Below are 15,092 nucleotides of genomic sequence, written 5' to 3'. Positions count from 1 at the left end.
GAATTGCTTGATTCAATTTGTTAAAGAGCGTTTGGCTGAGAGCGTTTCGTCTCAACCGAGGCGCGCATTCTACGCTTTCCTCATTTGCTGTCAAGCGTTGTTTTGAAGTTTTTTTGAAGCTGCTTTTTGCAAAACACCTTCAACCTCAACAACTTACCGCTTGCCTCGTAGCGTTCTACGCTGCGAGGAGGCGAATAATACGCGGTTTGATTTCAGAGTCAACACCTTGATCTGAAAAAACTTTCGATCGCCATCCGGCGGCCGCTCGGCAACTATTCGATGCGGTTGCCGCTCTGTAGAGAAACACGCAAGCGGAGCGGCTGCCATGAGCGATGCACAGAACGAGAAGACCCCGGGGCTGTCGCCGGACGAAGAGCAGGAAGTCAGCCACAACCAACCGCCCCGGGCGGCGGTGCTGCACGAGATCATCCGCGCCCAGGGTGACCACGAACTGGAACGCACGCTCGCTGCCTTGTGGTGGTCAGCGCTGGCGGCTGGCCTGACCATGGGCCTGTCGTTGATGGCCATGGGACTGTTCTACGCCCGCCTGCCCGAAGGCGACAGCGCCCAGGTGATCGCCAGCCTGGGCTACAGCGCAGGCTTCCTGGCGGTGATCCTCGCCCGCCAGCAACTGTTCACCGAAAACACCCTGACCGCCGTGCTGCCACTGATGACCACCCCCACCCTCACCAACCTGGGCCGCCTGCTGCGCCTGTGGACCATCGTCCTGCTCGGCAACCTGGCCGGCACGCTGCTGGTAGCCTGGGTGATGCTCGAACTGCCGATATTCGACAGCAAGACCGATGTCGCCTTCCTGGATGTGGGCCGCAAGGTGATGGAGAACGGCATCGGCCAGATGTTCGCCAAGGGCATCGTCTCAGGCTGGATGATCGCCACCATGGTCTGGATGATCCCGTCCATGGAGCACGCCAAGATCTGGATCATCCTGATGATCACCTACCTGATGGCCCTGGGCGACTTCACGCATATAGTAGTGGGCTCGGTCGAGGTCTCTTACCTGGTCTGGGCCGGCGAGCAGAGCTGGAGCGCCTTCTGGCTCGACTTCGCCCTGCCCACCCTGGCCGGCAACATCATTGGCGGCAGTTTCATCTTCGCCTTGATCAGCCATGCCCAAGTGCGCAGCGACAGCGGCAAGCCGCCCTCGAAACTGTTGAAGCACGACAAACAGGCCAGGAACTAGCGCGCGGCAACCGCCCGCTCGGACGCCCTGCCCCGCTGCGGCAATGGCCGCGGCCGCCACCAGTTCTGCCCCGGATGCGGCGAGTCGAGGCTGACTCGTTCGCCCATCTGTGGCGTGCTCAGCTCTACCTGGGCGGCATTGGCCAGTGTCAGGATACGCTCGAAGGGCTCCTGCCAGCTGTGGATCGACAGGTCGAAGGTGCCGTTGTGAATAGGCAGCAGCCAACGGCCCTTCAGGTCCAGGTGCGCCTGCAGAGTCTGCTCCGGCTGCATATGCACACTGGGCCAGGCGACGTTGTAGGCGCCGGTCTCCATCAAGGTCACGTCGAAGGGCCCGTAGCGCTCGCCGATCTCGCGAAAGCCGGCGAAGTAACCAGTATCACCGCTGAAGAACAGCCGCAGCCCTTCGTCGATCATCACCCAGGACGCCCACAGTCTGCGGTTGCTGTCGAACAACCCACGTCCGGAAAAGTGCTGCGCCGGCGTGGCGGCGAAGCGCACGCCTTCGACTTCGGTTTCCTGCCACCAGTCCAGTTGCCGCACCTTGGCCGGCGGCACGCCCCACTCGATGAGCAGGTCGCCGACTCCCAGCGGTGCGAGAAAGTGCTCGGTGCGCGGCGCCAACCGGCGGATGGCCTGCTCGTCGAGGTGGTCGAAATGATCATGGGACAGGATCACCGCAGTCAGCGGCGGCAGATCGTCGAGCGCCAACGGCGGCGCATGGAAGCGCAGCGGCCCGGCCCACTGCACCGGTGAGGCGCGCTCGGCGAACACCGGGTCGGTAATGAAGAAGCGCCCGCGCAGCTTGAGCAGTACCGTGGAGTGGCCAAGACGCCACAAGCTATGGTCCGGCGCGTCGGCCACCTGCTGGCGGGTCATCGTCTGCAGGTTCAGCGCAGCATCTGGCCGGGTTTGCGGCGGCTTGCGCAGCAGCAGGTACTTGACGCCGATGCGCAGCTTCTTGAGCACGCCATCCCTGGGCAGCTCGACCTGGTTGTGAAAGCGTCCGTCCCGGTGCGGTGCCGGCTCGCCGGCGGGGGTAGCCATGGGGACCATGAGCAGCAGCACTCCACAAAAGAAGAAGGCCTTCATAGTACTCCACAGGGTCGGATCAACCGTGAAATGGCTTGTAAGGTCATTTTTCGCCGATGAACGATTGTTCAACAATATTCACACGACTTATGCGATAAACGGCGCCCCACAGAAGAACGACAACCATGATCGATAACCGCAGCGGCAAGGGGCTCTCTTTCGTCAGGCGCATCTACCTGCCGCGCATCATCGGCCTGGGGATCGGCCTGTTCAGCGTAATGGCCGCCATCGCCCCGCTGAACCCGCCGCAGTGGGCCTGGGCCCTGCTGCTGTTCAATGGCCTGCTCTGGCCTCATGTGGCCTACCAATGGGCCCTGCGCTCGGCCACGCCTTACCAGGCCGAACAGTGCAACATCCTGCTGGACTCCCTTATGAGCGGGTTCTGGACCGCGGCGATGCATTTCAACCCGCTGCCCACGGTGACCATCCTGTCGATGATGACCATGAACAACGTCGCCGCCGGCGGCAAACGGGTGCTGCTGCGCGGTCTGCTGGCTCAACTGGGCGGCATGCTGCTGGCCAGCGCCCTGCTCGGTACCGGCCTGCAGCCCCAGGCCACGCAACTGCAGGTGCTTGCCTGCCTGCCGATGCTCACCCTCTACCCCTTGGCCCTGGGTTGGGTGTGCTACCAGTTGGCGATCAAGCTGGCCGAGCACAAGCGCCGCCTAAGCGCCCTGAGCCGCACCGACAGCCTTACCGGCCTGCTCAACCATGGCTCGTGGAAGGACCTGCTGCTGCTCAAGTTCCAGATCTGCCAGCAACAGCAGCTGCCGGCGGTAGTCGCCCTGATCGACATCGACCACTTCAAGACCATCAACGACACCTACGGCCATGTGGTCGGCGACTGCGTGCTGCGCCAGCTCAGCCAGGAACTGCGGCGCAACCTGCGCGAGGACGACCTGGCCGGGCGCTACGGCGGTGACGAGTTCTGCGTGATCCTCCCCGGCGCCCACGAAGCCCAGGCGTGCCAGGCCATGGAGCGCCTGCGCGAGCGCGTCGGCGCCTACCGCAACCCGCAACTGCCGGGCCTGCGCATCAGCCTGAGCATCGGCCTGGCGGACTTTCGCACCACCCTCGCCTCGCCCGAACATTGGCTGGAACAGGCCGACAAGGCCCTGTACGCCGCCAAGCACCAGGGGCGCGACCAGGTCAATTTCGCCCGCGGCGAGGCCGCCCTGCTCAAGCTGGCCTATCCTGACTGAACCTTCGCCCAGGCCCCGGGCGCAGACAGCAGTTGAAGGAGTCGCCCGTACATGGACAGGAACGTCGACCTTTCATCCTCCAGCCCCACTTCGCGCCTGCAGGTGCGCAGGCTGGTAGGCGCCTTCTGCGCTCTGTTCGGCCTCGCCTGCGTGTTCACCCTGGTGGCGCTGTTCAACATCGCCGCCACGCTGGACCGCCAGGCGCTGGAGCAGAGCACCTTCCAGGCTACCCAGGCACTGGAGCAGCGGCTGGTGGCGTCGCGCCAGTTCCTCTCCAGCTACGCCGTCTGGGACGCCGCCTACGAACATCTGGTAGGCAAGGTCGACTGGCAGTGGGCGTATGACGAGAAGAACGTCGGTGAGTCGCTGTACAGCGCCAGCGGCTACGAAGGCGTGTTCGTGATCGAGGATGACCGCACCACCTATGCCCTGTTCAAGGGCAAGCCCACCGACTCACCGGCCAGCGCCCATATCGACAGTCCCCTGGCGCCGATCACCGACGCGGCGCGCAAGGCGGCACCGGCCCGCGAGCAGGTGGCCCACTTCGTGCGCTTCAACGGCTGGCCCGCGGTGCTCAGCGCGGCGGCGGTGCGCCCGGACAAAGATGTGACCGAGGCGGATGTGCGCCAGGCGCCGGTGATGGTGTTTATCGACCAACTGACCGAGGCCAAGCTCGCCGTGCTGGGCAAGGGTGCGGGCCTGACCGGCATGCGCCTGGAGAAAAATGGCGCCGCCCAGACCGGACAACCGCACATCGCCCTGGAGGAAACCGGCTATTACCTGGCCTGGAACACGCCGCTACCGGGTCGCCAGTTGCTCCACGCTTTCCTGCCGCCGCTGCTGGCGGTGCTGCTGGTGCTCGGCCTGGTGCTCCTGTACCTGTTCCGCCATGCCCTGCGCAGCTCCCGCGCCATCGACGACAGCCTGCTGCGCCTGCAGCAAAGCAACCGCGCCCTGGAGGCCAGCGAGCAGCGCTTTCGCGCAGTGGCCGAGGCCGCGTCGGACTGGATCTGGGAAACCGACCGCCAGCACCGCCTGACCTACCTGTCGCAGCGCTTCGTCAGCGTCACCGGCTACCGGCTCGAGGACTGGATAGGCCAGCCGCTAAACCAGCTGCTGGCCTGCGACACCACGCCCCTGCTGCCGTGGCTCGACAGCCAGGCCGACGACAACCCGCAGCAACTGGCCAACCTGCGCTGCAACTACGATGACGCCAGCGGGCAGAACCGCTACTGCCGCGTTTCGGCGCGCTCGATCGTCTACGAGGGCAAGCTCGCCGGCTTTCGCGGCACCGCCAGCGATATCACTGACGAAGTCGCCGCCCATGCCCGCATCCAGCACCTGTCAATGCACGATGCCCTGACTGGCCTTGCCAACCGCAACAAGCTGTCACGCCACCTTGAGCATGCGCTGTTGCGCGGCAGCGATTCACCGCCGCTGACCTTGCTGCTGCTCGACCTGGACAGTTTCAAGCCGATCAACGATTCCCTCGGCCACCCGGCCGGCGACGCGGTGTTGCAGGAAGTGGCCGGTCGCCTGCGCGACACCACCCGCGAAAATGACCTGGTGGCTCGCCTGGGCGGCGACGAGTTCGTCCTGGTGCTGCATGGCCTGGACAATCGCAGCGAGATCGATCGTTTCTGCGCCCGCCTGCTCGAGTTGCTGCAGCAACCTATAATCTACGAGGGACAACAGTTGCATATCGGCGCCAGCATTGGCATCGCCCAGACCCGAATCCAGGGCTACGATGCCGGTGAGTTGATCCGCTACGCCGATATTGCGCTGTACCAGGCCAAAGCCGACGGCAAGAATACCTGGCGTTACTTCTCGCCAGAGATGAACCAGCAGATCCAGTACCGCCGACAACTGGAAAACGACCTGCGCCGGGCGATCAAGCAGCACGAGTTCGTCCTGCACTATCAGCCACGCTATCGTCTGTACGACCTGCGCATCGTCTCGGTGGAGGCCCTGCTGCGCTGGCAGCACCCCGAGGAGGGCCTGCTCGGGCCGGACACCTTCATTCCCCTGGCCGAGCAGAGCGACCTGATCGTGCCCCTTGGTCGCTGGGTGCTGGCCGAGGCCTGCCGCAATGCCCGCGACTGGCCCGACGAACTGCTGGTCTCGGTCAACCTGTCGCCGGCGCAGTTCTCCCGCAGCGATGTGGTCGCCGATGTGCGCCAGGTACTGCTGGACACCGGCTTCCCGGCCCAGCGCCTGGAACTGGAGATCACCGAGAACGTGATGCTCAACGACATCGAGGGCGCCCTGGGCACCATGCTCGCGCTCAAGGAGCTGGGCGTGCGCCTGAACATGGACGACTTCGGCACCGGTTACTCGTCGCTGGGTTACCTGCGCACCTACCCCTTCGACAGCATCAAGATCGACAAGCGCTTCATCGCCGGACTCAGCAGCCAGAGCGGCAACGACCGGGCAGTGGTGCAGGCCATCATCAACCTGGGCAAGGCCATGGGGCTGACGGTCACCGCCGAGGGGGTGGAGACCGAGCAGCAGTTGCAGGCGCTGGACAGGGAGCAGTGCCATGAGGTGCAGGGCTACTACCTGAGCAAGCCGGTGGACCGGGCGGGTTTCGAGGCGCTGCTGGCGGGCCGCGAGGTGCGCCAGCAGGATGTGTCCTGACTCCCTCTTGATGCATGCCTTCAGCGCAGGCTGCGTTCAGCCACGATCTCCGGCAGGTCGGTGCGCTTGAGGTAGATGCGCAGCGGCTCGCCGATGTTCAGCCGATCGTCCACATGCTGCTCCAGCAGCAAGGCCAGGCGCTCCCGGCACAATGCCATGCGCGTGTCGGCCTCGGGGCGCCAGACGAACTCGTTGCAGGGGGTGATGCTGTCGTCGGCGACGTCCATGCCGAACGAATCTTCGGAAAACCGCACGATATGCATGCCGCGCTTGCCGTGGAAGCCGACAAAGCCCTTGAGCTGGTCGGCGGCGTCGCAGATGTCCTGGGAAGTGATGGCCATGGCGTAACCTCGCAAAATTCGGAAGTGACGCACGCAGGGAACGGTCACCTCTGGCGGGCGACGCGCAGGTACCAGCCTAACGCAACTGCGGGAACCTTCGCCACGCATTCTCACCCTTCCCGTTTCAGCCGGTTGGCGCCGCCACCGGGTCGACCTGCGACGCCAGCAGCGCCGCCAGCCAGTTCATGAACGCCTGGACTCGGCGCGGCACATGGCGCTGCCGGGCATACAGCAGCGACACCGGCATGGCCCGCGCCTGCCAGGGCTCGAGCAGCGATATCAGTTCTCCATTGCGCAGGTGTTCATCGACGCCCACCGCCGGTACCTGGATCAGCCCGAGCCCTGCCAGGCAGGCGGCGGAATAGGCTTCGGCATTGTTCACCGTGACCACGCCGGCCATGGCCTGAAAGCGCAGCTCGCCCTCCTGCACGTATTCGAACCCGGCGCTGCGGGCACCGAGGTTGCGCACGTAGTGGACCAACCGATGGCCGGCCAGATCCTGCAGGTTCCGTGGCACGCCGTGACGCTCGAGGTAGGCGGGGCTGGCACAGTTGCGCATGCTCAGTCGCCCCACCGGGCGGGCGACCACGTCCAGTTCGCTGAGCGCGCCGATGCGCATCACGCAGTCGAAGCCTTCGCGCAGCAGGTCGACCTGGCGGTCGGTGCAACTAAGCTCCACTTCCAGGCGCGGGAAACGCTCGAGAAACCCTGGCAGCGCCGGCACAATCAGCCGCCGCGCCATCATGGTCGGCAGGTCGATGCGCAGGCGCCCAGTCAGCTCGGCATCGTCGGCGCTGAACAGGCTTTCGATCTCGTCCATGCCCGACAGCAGGTCCTTGCTGCGCTCGTAGAGCACGGCGCCGTCCTGGGTGGTCTGCACCCGCCGCGTGGTGCGGTTGAACAGGCGCGTGCCGAGCAACCGTTCCAGCGCCCGCACCTGCTCGGAGACGGTCGAACGCGGCAGGCCCAGGCTTTCGCCGGCCAGGGTGAAACTGCTCAGTTCGCTGACCCTGACAAAAGTGCGCAACAGCTCCAGCTTGTTCATGACGGGCTCCGATTGTCCATTCAATACGAACAGTATTTCCGGAATCCGTGGATTTAACAGCCATCAACCGATCAATAACCTGTCATTCCCCCCCCCCCCAACGAGGTAACCGACATGACTCGCAAGATCGCACTGATCACCGGCGCCAGCCGCGGCCTGGGCAAGAACACCGCCGAACACCTGGCCGCTCGCGGAATCGACATCATCGGCACCTACCACAGCAAGGCCGACGAGGCCCACGCCGTGGCCGCCTCGCTCGAACAGGCCGGCGTGCGCGCCGCCATGCTGCAACTGGATGTCAGCGACAGCGCCAGCTTTGCCGCCTTCGCCGAGCGCCTGGGCGACACCCTCGAACAGCAGTTTGGCCGCCGCCAGCTGGACTTCCTGGTGAACAACGCCGGCATCGGCCTGAACGTGCCGTTCAGCGAGACCAGCGAAGTGCAATTCGACCAGTTGCTGAACATCCAGCTCAAGGGGCCGTTCTTCCTCACCCAGCGCCTGCTGCCGCTGCTGGCCGACGGCGGGCGCATCGTCAACATCTCCACCGGCCTGACCCGCTTCGCCCTGCCCGGCTACGCCGCCTATGCGGCCATGAAGGGCGCCATGGAAGTGCTGACCCGCTACCAGGCCAAGGAGCTGGGGGCGCGCGGTATTCGCGTGAACATTCTCGCGCCGGGCGCCATCGAGACCGACTTCGGCGGTGGCGTGGTGCGCGACAACCAGCAGGTTAACGACTACATCGCCAGCAACACGGCACTGGGACGCGTCGGCCTACCCGACGACATCGGTGCGGCCATCGCCCTGTTGCTGGAGGACGGCAATGGCTGGATCACGGGGCAGCGGCTGGAAGTTTCTGGGGGGATGTTCCTCTAGGCACGCGTTGCCCAGTCGATGCGCAGTTCCTGTGCAATCGGCCTTGTGTCGCGAAAGGGGCGCGAAGCGGCCCCAGTAATCTTTGCGTCAACGCCGAAATCCTGGGGCTGCTTCGCAGCCCTTTCGCGACACAAGGCCGCTCCCACAATCCTGGTCGTTCAAGCGCGGCTCAGGGCCTGATGCAGCGCTGCCACGGCGGGTAGTGCCAAGGCCTCATGGGACATGCACAATCCGACCCGACGGCGCAGCGTCAGGCCGCTGCCCGGCTGCCAGTAGACGCCCGGGCAACGCTCGACCAGCGACTGCGGCAACCAGGCCGCGCCCTGCCCGGCGGCGACCATGGCCAGGACCCGTTGCAACGAACCGGCCTGGCCGACCTGCTCCCCCCCGTCATACAAGCCCATCAAGCGTTGGTGCGACGGGTGCTGCGGGCAGGTGATCCAGCGTCCGTCCGGCTGGCTGCCGGTGGCCATCACCCGCACGAACGCTTCCTCCCACAGCGGCAGGAACAGTTCGTCCTCACAGCGCTGAGACTCGTCCGCCAGGCGTGCATCACCGTCGCAGCCCTCCAGCAGGGTCAACTGCAAGCCCGCCACCGCCTGGCTGGCCAGACGCACGCAGGCCTCGACCTGGGCCGGTGCGATGTCGGCCTCGATGCCCAGCGCCAACGGCACCCGCTCCTGCCCCTGACGAAACCGCAGGCGCAGGGCCTCGGCCTCGGCCACCATGCGACAGGCCTGGGGATAGAGCTCGCGGGCCTGCTCGCTGACTTCGACCCCGCGGGCTTGGCGCAGGAACAATTCGGCGCCCAGCTCCTCTTCCAGCTGGCGAATGGTCACCGACAAAGTCGGCTGGGCCACGCACAAACGCTGGGCGGCTACCGTGATGTTGCGCGCTTCGAAGACGGCGATAAATGCCTTGAGGTGACGAATATCCATAGATAGAACCGATGCCAGCCAGAGAAATAAGCCGTTTTTCATGGCCGCAGACGCAATCTAGAATCCTGGCCATCGAAAGCGATTATGCCTGGGAGGCAACCATGAACAAACCCTTGATCATTGTCACTGGCGCCAGCTCCGGTATCGGCGCCGCCACCGCCCAGCGATTCTCCGCTGCGGGTCATCCACTGCTGCTGATCGCCCGACGCCTGGAACGCCTCGAGGCGCTGGCGCTTCCCGATTGCCTGTGCCGCGCCGTGGATATCCGCGACCGGGCGGCGCTGGTGGCTGCCGTGGCCGAGGCCGAAGCGCTGTACGGCCCGGCCGATGCCCTGGTGAACAACGCCGGGGTGATGCTGCTGGGGCAGGTGCACGAGCAGGATCCGGAGCAGTGGGAGCGCATGTTCGACATCAACGTCAAGGGATTGCTCAACGGCGTGCAGGCGCTGGTCGGCGGGATGATCGAGCGGCGCCACGGCACGCTGATCAACGTCAGTTCCGTGGCCGGGCGCAAGACCTTCCCCAACCATGTGGCCTATGTGGGCAGCAAGTTCGCCGTGCACGGGCTGTCGGAGAACCTGCGCGAAGAGTTGGCGCCGCATAATGTGCGGGTGGTGACCATCGCCCCGGGCGCGGTGGAGACCGAGCTGCTCGGGCACACCACCGACGAGGGTATCAAGCGCGACTACGAAGCGTGGAAGGCCAATGATATGGGCGGCGTGGTACTGAGCGCCGAGGATGTCGCCGGGGCGATCGCCTGGGCCTACCAGCAGCCGCAGCAGGTTTGCATTCGCGAGATCGTGCTGGCGGCGACCGCTCAACAACCCTGAGATGAATGCGCCCCGTACGTCGGCAAGCCCCGTCCGGCGATGAAAATCCAGGCAAAAAAATGGGCGACCGAAGTCGCCCTAAATGCCTTGCGTGCTCATGGATCGGGAAGGATCAGCGCTGATTACGCTTTTTCGAGTCCTTCCAGATGAAAATGCCCAGACCGGCGAAGAACGCCAACATCAACCCGACCGTTACCACACCGGCGATAACCACGTTGTCGAAGAACATGTCGGCCCCTCCCTTGATGTGCCGTCATCCGATGGGTGCAAGGTAACCAATGCCGGGAGGGGGAAAATTGACCGGAGTCAATGGCGCCCGGAGCCGGGCGCGCGAGGCGGGTGCAGGGTTGACCTGCATCAAGTTTCAGCGCTTCTTGGGTTTGCCCTTGGGCTTTTTCTTCTTGGCCTGGGCCAGCGGCATGGCCTGTTCGAAGGCCTGGCGCATGTCGTTCAGGCGCTTGTCGTTGAGGTCGTGGATGCGTTTGGCGCGTTCGGCGCCGAAATCGATCAGGTTGTCTTGGCTCATGGCGGGCTCGACGGACAGCAGAGGCCTTTATGATGAAGGCAAGCGGCAGTGCTGACTAGTCAGACTTCGATATCCACCAGCAACCCCTGGCGCGTGCGCTCGCCCATCGGCGCCACCGGCACGGTGTTGTCGGCGTTGAGCTCTTCGCCCGGCACGGCCTCGTACCGATCGCCTTCAGCCTGCTTGCGCCTTTTTTGCTGACGGCGTTGCTCGTCGCGCAGCAGCAGGGCCTGCTCTTGGGGATCACGATGATTCTTCAGGTCAATGGTGCCATCGCTGGAGGTCGGCTGCGTGGGTACCACCGGCGCAATGGTCGGCGGTGGCTTGACCGGGTCGTGTTGCGAGGTCACGGGGGCGGCACTGAGCGGGATGATCGGCGGCAGCATGGTGGGTCTCCTGTAGCCTTGTTGTCGGCTGGTGGTGCGCCGCCTTGAATGCCTGCGGTCAAAGGTGTGCGGCGTGTCACAGCGCCGCACTGCGCTGGATTATAGCGCGGGATTACTCAGCCTCGTCGTCCGGGTCATCGTCTGGCGCGGCGCTCGACTCGCTCCAAGGCCGCTTGTAGACCTGCTGCCAGACCGCGTCCATGTGCTCGCGCACGACCTGCGGGGCGCTCTTGAGCGAGGCGCTATCCTCGCGCTCGCCGCCGAACGCGTCTTCACCGGGCGGGCTGATCAGCGACTGGCCGGTTATTGTGTAGATCGCTTGGCCCTCACGCATCTCGATGGCGATGTCGTGGGGGTCGATGCCGCCGCCGCAGAAGGCGTGGCTGGCCACGGTGACTTCGGCGACGCCGTCCTTGTTCAGGTCACCGACATCGCTGACGTCGGTATAAAAGTCGACGTCCAGGTCCAGTCCGGCGCAGGTGGTCTCCTGCTCGATCTGCCAGCGCGCCTTGAAAGCATCACCGCCGGCGGCGCGGCCATACAAGGTGGCCTTGAGCACCACCTTGTCGACTTCTTCCTCGGTGTCGGGGTCGGTGGCCTGGCCATCGACACGGCTCAGCACCAGCAGGCCTTCACCCTCGCGGTCGTGGAAGTGCACACTCTTGATCGGTGTCTGCACACCGAGCACTTCGAGTTGCTCGACCGGAATCGGCGGCAGGACTTCGAAGCTCTTCTGTTCGCAGGCGGCCAGCAGCGCGAGGCTGCCCAGGCCCAGAGTGACGTTCAACCAGCGGTGCTTGGCAACCATGTTGGCGCGTGGCCCTCGTGACAGGACGGTATTCGTCGATGAAAGCGCTAGACTCTTCACATTCATTGGTCTGGCGAAGCCGATCCGTTAACATAGCCGGCTTTTTCATCGCGGGAGTTTTGGCAGTATGGCGCAGCAGTATCAACCGGGGCAACGCTGGATCAGCGACAGCGAAGCCGAGCTCGGTCTTGGGACCATCCTGGCGCAGGATGGCCGTCTGTTGACCGTGCTCTACCCGGCCACGGGCGACACCCGCCAGTACTCGCTACGCAATGCGCCGCTGACCCGCGTGCGCTTCTCGCCCGGCGACCTGATCACCCACTTCGAAGGCTGGAAGCTGACCGTGCAGGAAGTCGAGGACATCGACGGCCTGATGGTCTACCACGGCATCGATGGCCAGAACCAGCCGCGCACCCTGCCCGAGACGCAGCTGTCAAACTTCATCCAGTTCCGCCTTGCCAGCGACCGCCTGTTTGCCGGGCAGATCGACCCGCTGTCGTGGTTCTCGCTGCGCTACAACACCCTGCAGCACACCAGCAAGCAGATGCTCTCCCCCTTGTGGGGCCTGGGCGGTGTGCGCGCCCAACCCATCGCCCACCAGTTGCACATCGCCCGTGAAGTGGCCGACCGCATCGCTCCCCGGGTATTGCTGGCCGACGAAGTGGGCCTGGGCAAGACCATCGAGGCTGGCCTGGTAATCCACCGCCAGCTGCTGTCCGGGCGGGCCAATCGCGTGCTGATCCTGGTACCCGAGAACCTCCAGCACCAGTGGCTGGTGGAAATGCGCCGACGCTTCAACCTGCAAGTGGCACTGTTCGACGCCGAGCGCTTCATCGAAAGCGACGCCAGCAACCCGTTCGAGGATGCCCAGCTGGCGCTGGTCGCCCTGGAATGGCTGGTCGAGGACGAGAAGGCCCAGGACGCGCTGTTTGCCGCCGGCTGGGACCTGATGGTGGTCGACGAAGCACACCACCTGGTCTGGCACGAGGAACAGGCCAGCGCCGAGTATGCGCTGGTCGAGCAACTGGCCCAGGTCATCCCGGGCGTGCTGCTGCTCACCGCCACCCCGGAACAGCTCGGCCAGGACAGCCACTTCGCCCGCCTGCGCCTGCTCGACCCCAACCGTTTCCACGACCTTGCCGCATTCCGTGCCGAGAGCGAAAACTATCGCCCGGTCGCTGAAGCGGTGCAGGAACTGCTCGACGAAGGCCGTCTGTCGGCCAAGGCCCACGCTACTATCCAAGGCTTCCTCGGTGCCGAAGGCGAAGCCCTGCTGGCCGCGGTCAGCGATGGCGACAGCCAGGCCAGCGCCCGTCTGATCCGCGAGCTGCTCGACCGCCACGGTACCGGCCGCGTGCTGTTTCGCAACACCCGCGCGGCAATCCAGGGCTTCCCCGAGCGCCAGCTGCACCCCTACCCGCTGGCCAACCCCGACGCCTACGCCGAGCTGCCCTCGGGCGAGCGTGCCGAGTTGTACCCGGAAGTGGCCTTCCAGGCCCAGGGCGAGACCGGCGACGACGAGCGCTGGTGGCGTTTCGATCCACGGGTCGACTGGCTGATCGACACCCTGAAGATGCTCAAGCGCACCAAGGTCCTGGTGATCTGCGCCCACGCCGAGACCGCCATGGACCTGGAAGACGCCCTGCGCGTGCGTTCCGGCATCCCGGCCACGGTGTTCCATGAAGGCATGAGCATCCTCGAGCGCGACCGTGCCGCCGCCTATTTCGCCGATGAGGAATTCGGCGCCCAGGTGCTGATCTGCTCCGAGATCGGCAGTGAGGGCCGCAACTTCCAGTTCGCCCACCACCTGGTGATGTTCGACCTGCCGGCGCACCCCGACCTGCTCGAGCAGCGCATCGGCCGTCTCGACCGGATCGGCCAGAAACACACGATCCAGTTGCACATCCCGTACCTGCAGGACAGCCCGCAGGAGCGCCTGTTCCAGTGGTACCACGAAGGCCTCAACGCCTTTCTCAACACCTGCCCGACCGGCAACGCCCTGCAGCATCAGTTCGGCCCGCGCCTGCTGCCACTGCTGGCCGACAGTGACGAGAAGAGCTGGAGCAAGCTGGTGGCCGAGGCCCGCGCCGAGCGCGAGCGCCTGGAAGCCGAGCTGCATACCGGCCGCGACCGCCTGCTGGAGCTCAACTCCGGCGGTGCCGGCGAAGGCCAGGCGCTGGTCGAGGCCATTCTCGAACAGGACGACCAGTTCGCCCTGCCGATCTATATGGAAACCCTGTTCGACGCCTTCGGCATCGACAGCGAGGACCATTCGGAAAACGCCCTGATCCTCAAGCCGAGCGAGAAGATGCTCGATGCCAGCTTCCCGCTGGGCGACGACGAAGGCGTGACCATCACCTACGACCGTGGCCAGGCGCTGTCGCGCGAGGACATGCAGTTCCTCACCTGGGAACACCCGATGGTCCAAGGTGGCATGGACCTGGTGCTGTCCGGTTCGATGGGCAACACCGCGGTTGCGCTGATCAAGAACAAGGCGCTCAAGCCCGGCACCGTGCTGCTCGAACTGCTCTACGTCAGTGAAGTGGTCGCCCCCCGCAGCCTGCAGCTGGGCCGTTACCTGCCGCCGGCGGCGCTGCGCTGCCTGCTGGATACCAACGGCAACGACCTGGGCCCGCGGGTGGCGTTCGAAACCCTTAACGACCAGCTCGAAAGCGTGCCCAAGGCCAGCGCCAACAAGTTCGTCCAGGCCCAGCGCGACGTGCTGGCCAAGCGCATCGCCGCCGGCGAGGCCAAGGTCCTGCCGACCCACAACGAACGCGTGGCCCAGGCCCGGCAGCGGCTCACCGCCGAGGCCGACGAGGAACTGGCGCGCCTGACCGCGCTGAAGGCCGTGAACCCGAGCGTGCGTGACAGCGAGATCGATGCCCTGCGCAAGCAGCGTGAAGAAGGGCTGGCGGCGCTGGACAAAGCGGCGCTGCGCCTTGAGGCGATCCGGGTGCTTGTCGCGGGTTGATCTCAATAGAGGTCATCGCGGGGCAAGCCCGCTCCCCCGAGCCCGTCAGGGATTCGAGGGAGCGGGCTTGCCCCGCGATCGCGTCGGCCAGTCGATATTCATTTAGACCATCCAGCTATTGCCTTCATATCCAAATGGTAGAAATCAAAGTGCCATTAATCAGGAAGGCTTAAGCACCCGTTTCTATACTCCTGCAGGAACAGTCTCCATCCGTGCTATTTGGGGACGAGTGAAGACTCG

General features: G+C 65.0%; 14 protein-coding genes. 6 read left to right on the top strand and 8 right to left on the bottom strand.

Annotated elements, in window-relative coordinates; translation table 11 throughout:
- The first annotated feature begins 325 nt into the window (after positions 1 to 325).
- Entirely contained in the window at positions 326 to 1,201 is an 876-nt protein-coding gene (locus AC25ND_RS25740) for a formate/nitrite transporter family protein (RefSeq protein ID WP_486976668.1), read from the top strand.
- On the opposite strand, the gene AC25ND_RS25735 is transcribed toward AC25ND_RS25740, so the two are convergent.
- Positions 1,198 to 2,292: an MBL fold metallo-hydrolase gene (locus tag AC25ND_RS25735; protein ID WP_307944553.1), complete on the bottom strand. Its 1,095-nt coding sequence runs from the start codon at positions 2,290 to 2,292 to the stop codon at positions 1,198 to 1,200. The genes AC25ND_RS25740 and AC25ND_RS25735 overlap by 4 nt on opposite strands.
- Before the next feature lie 125 nt (positions 2,293 to 2,417).
- Between AC25ND_RS25735 and AC25ND_RS25730 the strand changes: the two genes are divergently transcribed.
- Together AC25ND_RS25730 and AC25ND_RS25725 are read left to right on the top strand one after the other, a co-directional pair.
- The gene (locus AC25ND_RS25730; RefSeq protein WP_213884106.1) at positions 2,418 to 3,494 is read left to right on the top strand and encodes a diguanylate cyclase; all 1,077 of its coding nucleotides are present in this window, start codon (positions 2,418 to 2,420) and stop codon (positions 3,492 to 3,494) included.
- 51 nt (positions 3,495 to 3,545) lie between these two features.
- On the top strand, positions 3,546 to 6,131 hold the full coding sequence (locus AC25ND_RS25725) for a bifunctional diguanylate cyclase/phosphodiesterase (RefSeq protein ID WP_062363824.1): 2,586 nt from the start codon (positions 3,546 to 3,548) through the stop codon (positions 6,129 to 6,131).
- A 20-nt stretch (positions 6,132 to 6,151) separates the two neighbouring features.
- Here the strand turns inward: AC25ND_RS25725 and AC25ND_RS25720 are convergent, their stop codons facing one another.
- Complete coding sequence (locus tag AC25ND_RS25720; protein WP_028692106.1) at positions 6,152 to 6,472, bottom strand: DUF2025 family protein; 321 nt, start codon at positions 6,470 to 6,472, stop codon at positions 6,152 to 6,154.
- A 124-nt stretch (positions 6,473 to 6,596) separates the two neighbouring features.
- Positions 6,597 to 7,517 (bottom strand): LysR family transcriptional regulator, encoded by a 921-nt coding sequence (locus AC25ND_RS25715; protein WP_062363826.1) that lies wholly within the window; start codon positions 7,515 to 7,517, stop codon positions 6,597 to 6,599.
- A gap of 114 nt (positions 7,518 to 7,631) precedes the next feature.
- On the opposite strand from AC25ND_RS25715, the gene AC25ND_RS25710 reads away from it, so the two are divergent.
- Entirely contained in the window at positions 7,632 to 8,390 is a 759-nt protein-coding gene (locus tag AC25ND_RS25710; protein WP_062363827.1) for an SDR family NAD(P)-dependent oxidoreductase, read from the top strand.
- A 158-nt stretch (positions 8,391 to 8,548) separates the two neighbouring features.
- On the opposite strand, the gene AC25ND_RS25705 is transcribed toward AC25ND_RS25710, so the two are convergent.
- A complete protein-coding gene (locus AC25ND_RS25705) occupies positions 8,549 to 9,328 on the bottom strand; it encodes a LysR family transcriptional regulator (RefSeq protein ID WP_028692109.1) in 780 nt (259 codons plus the stop codon).
- A gap of 101 nt (positions 9,329 to 9,429) precedes the next feature.
- Here AC25ND_RS25705 and AC25ND_RS25700 point away from each other — a divergent pair, with 101 nt between their 5' ends.
- Positions 9,430 to 10,158 (top strand): SDR family oxidoreductase, encoded by a 729-nt coding sequence (locus tag AC25ND_RS25700; RefSeq protein ID WP_486976667.1) that lies wholly within the window; start codon positions 9,430 to 9,432, stop codon positions 10,156 to 10,158.
- 112 nt (positions 10,159 to 10,270) lie between these two features.
- Here the strand turns inward: AC25ND_RS25700 and ccoM are convergent, their stop codons facing one another.
- The 4 genes from ccoM to AC25ND_RS25680 form a co-directional block, all read right to left on the bottom strand.
- Positions 10,271 to 10,387 (bottom strand): cytochrome c oxidase subunit CcoM, encoded by a 117-nt coding sequence (gene ccoM / locus AC25ND_RS25695; RefSeq protein ID WP_023629476.1) that lies wholly within the window; start codon positions 10,385 to 10,387, stop codon positions 10,271 to 10,273.
- A 135-nt stretch (positions 10,388 to 10,522) separates the two neighbouring features.
- Positions 10,523 to 10,684 carry a hypothetical protein gene (locus AC25ND_RS25690; protein WP_096048546.1) on the bottom strand — a complete coding sequence of 54 codons (162 nt, stop codon included), beginning with the start codon at positions 10,682 to 10,684 and terminating at the stop codon, positions 10,523 to 10,525.
- 59 nt (positions 10,685 to 10,743) lie between these two features.
- The gene (locus AC25ND_RS25685; protein ID WP_028692111.1) at positions 10,744 to 11,070 is read right to left on the bottom strand and encodes a hypothetical protein; all 327 of its coding nucleotides are present in this window, start codon (positions 11,068 to 11,070) and stop codon (positions 10,744 to 10,746) included.
- 112 nt (positions 11,071 to 11,182) lie between these two features.
- Entirely contained in the window at positions 11,183 to 11,878 is a 696-nt protein-coding gene (locus tag AC25ND_RS25680; protein ID WP_028692112.1) for a M949_RS01915 family surface polysaccharide biosynthesis protein, read from the bottom strand.
- 127 nt (positions 11,879 to 12,005) lie between these two features.
- Between AC25ND_RS25680 and rapA the strand changes: the two genes are divergently transcribed.
- Entirely contained in the window at positions 12,006 to 14,852 is a 2,847-nt protein-coding gene (gene rapA, locus AC25ND_RS25675) for an RNA polymerase-associated protein RapA (RefSeq protein ID WP_028692113.1), read from the top strand.
- Positions 14,853 to 15,092 lie beyond the last annotated feature (240 nt).

It is taken from the genome of Pseudomonas sp. P110(2024) (assembly GCF_057480795.1).
This window is presented reverse-complemented; position numbering and strand designations above follow the sequence as displayed.

What these genes read in the sequence shown, in the direction of transcription:
- AC25ND_RS25740 (WP_486976668.1), top strand. Translation starts at nt 326, where the DNA reads ATGAGCGATGCACAGAACGAGAAGACCCCGGGGCTGTCGCCGGACGAA.
- AC25ND_RS25735 (WP_307944553.1), bottom strand. Translation starts at nt 2,292, where the DNA reads ATGAAGGCCTTCTTCTTTTGTGGAGTGCTGCTGCTCATGGTCCCCATG.
- AC25ND_RS25730 (WP_213884106.1), top strand. Translation starts at nt 2,418, where the DNA reads ATGATCGATAACCGCAGCGGCAAGGGGCTCTCTTTCGTCAGGCGCATC.
- AC25ND_RS25725 (WP_062363824.1), top strand. Translation starts at nt 3,546, where the DNA reads ATGGACAGGAACGTCGACCTTTCATCCTCCAGCCCCACTTCGCGCCTG.
- AC25ND_RS25720 (WP_028692106.1), bottom strand. Translation starts at nt 6,472, where the DNA reads ATGGCCATCACTTCCCAGGACATCTGCGACGCCGCCGACCAGCTCAAG.
- AC25ND_RS25715 (WP_062363826.1), bottom strand. Translation starts at nt 7,517, where the DNA reads ATGAACAAGCTGGAGCTGTTGCGCACTTTTGTCAGGGTCAGCGAACTG.
- AC25ND_RS25710 (WP_062363827.1), top strand. Translation starts at nt 7,632, where the DNA reads ATGACTCGCAAGATCGCACTGATCACCGGCGCCAGCCGCGGCCTGGGC.
- AC25ND_RS25705 (WP_028692109.1), bottom strand. Translation starts at nt 9,328, where the DNA reads ATGGATATTCGTCACCTCAAGGCATTTATCGCCGTCTTCGAAGCGCGC.
- AC25ND_RS25700 (WP_486976667.1), top strand. Translation starts at nt 9,430, where the DNA reads ATGAACAAACCCTTGATCATTGTCACTGGCGCCAGCTCCGGTATCGGC.
- ccoM (WP_023629476.1), bottom strand. Translation starts at nt 10,387, where the DNA reads ATGTTCTTCGACAACGTGGTTATCGCCGGTGTGGTAACGGTCGGGTTG.
- AC25ND_RS25690 (WP_096048546.1), bottom strand. Translation starts at nt 10,684, where the DNA reads ATGAGCCAAGACAACCTGATCGATTTCGGCGCCGAACGCGCCAAACGC.
- AC25ND_RS25685 (WP_028692111.1), bottom strand. Translation starts at nt 11,070, where the DNA reads ATGCTGCCGCCGATCATCCCGCTCAGTGCCGCCCCCGTGACCTCGCAA.
- AC25ND_RS25680 (WP_028692112.1), bottom strand. Translation starts at nt 11,878, where the DNA reads ATGGTTGCCAAGCACCGCTGGTTGAACGTCACTCTGGGCCTGGGCAGC.
- rapA (WP_028692113.1), top strand. Translation starts at nt 12,006, where the DNA reads ATGGCGCAGCAGTATCAACCGGGGCAACGCTGGATCAGCGACAGCGAA.